The organism is Streptomyces sp. NTH33 (assembly GCF_003236365.1).
Classification (GTDB): Bacteria; Actinomycetota; Actinomycetes; order Streptomycetales; family Streptomycetaceae; genus Streptomyces.
The window spans coordinates 1-1,375 of sequence record NZ_POTZ01000890.1; the positions used below are offsets into that span (position 1 = coordinate 1).

A 1,375-nucleotide genomic window follows, 5' to 3' on the forward strand; every position below is an offset into this window, starting at 1 on the left:
AGGTCGGTGGGGTCGGCGTCGACGCCGTACCACCGCAGCAGCCGGCACCAGCGCTCCCGCTCGTGCTCGTCGGCGTGCCACCGGGGGCCTTCGACCTCGGGTGTCCCGGGGTGCGCGAAGGCGAACAGCCGCCCGGGGCCGAGCCCCGCGAGCAGCCGGTGGCTGGGCGGTCCGTTGCCGTGCAGGTCCACGGCGACGTCCGGGGGTGGCCCGACCCAGCCGAGCGTCCGGGGTACGCCCCGCCCGGGCGCCGAGGCGTCCAGCAGCCGGTCCACGGCCCCCGTCGCCGCGGCCACCGGCGCCAGCTCGGCGGGCGCGGCCAGCACCAGCTCGTGCTCCGGGAACCCACGCCGCAGCGCCCGCAGCGCGGGCACCCCGGCGAGCAGGTCCCCGAGCCCGAGGGCGCGCAGCACCAGGAGGCGGGGCACCGCCTCCCCGGTCACCTTGCCCCCGGTCACCTCGTCCCCTCCGCCGCCCTGGCCATGAGGGCCGTGGAGGAGCGGCCGTCCAGGTAGGGCAGGAGGATCGCCTGGCCGCCCCACTCCTGCAGCAGGGCGGCCTCGGGGAGTTCGGCGCCGGCGTAGTCGCCGCCCTTGACCCAGACGTCGGGGCGGAGTTCGGCCAGGAGGCGTTCGGGGGTGTCCTCGTCGAAGACGGCGACGGCGTCGACGCAGGCCAGGGCGCTCAGGACGCGGACGCGGTCGGCGAGCGGGTTGACCGGGCGGCCCTCGCCCTTGCGGCGGCGTACGGAGGAGTCGGAGTTGACGCAGACGACCAGGCAGTCGCCGATGCGCCGGGCGGCCTGGAGGAGGCCGACGTGTCCGGCGTGCAGCAGGTCGAAGCAGCCGCCCGCGGCGACGACGGTGCCGCCACTCGCGCGGACGCGGGCGATCAGGCCGGCCGGGCCGTCGCCGAGAGGCGGCGGGTGGGGAGTGCCGAGCACGCCGCCCGCGCCGCCCGCGGCCACGAAGGCGGTCGCGGCGGCGACCGCGCCCTCCACCGCCTCCCCGACCAGCGCGCCGTCCGCGAGGAGTCCGGCCGCCGTGGCGGCGAAGCGGTCGCCGGCGCCGCACGGGTCGCCGTGGTGCGCCGCCGTCACCGGCACCAGGAGCGGATGCTCGCCGTACGACAGCAGCGCCCCGCGCGCCCCGAGGGTCACCGCGACGGCGGCGGCCCGCCAGTGCCGTACGAGCGCGGCGGCCTCGTGGGCGGCGGTGCGCAGCTCGTTCCCCTCCTGTCCGGCGGGGCCCTCCCGGGCCCCCTGGTCCTCCCTCAGCTCGGCCGTGAAGGCCCGTGACTCCGCCCGTGACGGGCTCACCAGCCTCGTTCCCGGTACCGGTGGGCCGCCCCGGGGGTGGGGGTCCCACACCACCGG

At 78.9% G+C, this 1,375-nt stretch carries 2 protein-coding genes; both read right to left on the minus strand.

Annotated features, from left to right (window positions below; genetic code table 11):
• Positions 1-458: glycosyltransferase family 9 protein (locus C1I97_RS37295; protein ID WP_369008383.1), on the minus strand; the 458-nt coding region annotated here is incomplete at its 3' end.
• A partial coding sequence (gene rfaE2, locus C1I97_RS37300) for a D-glycero-beta-D-manno-heptose 1-phosphate adenylyltransferase (RefSeq protein WP_111007289.1) occupies positions 455-1,375 on the minus strand: 921 nt, incomplete at its 5' end. The genes C1I97_RS37295 and rfaE2, both read right to left, overlap by 4 nt.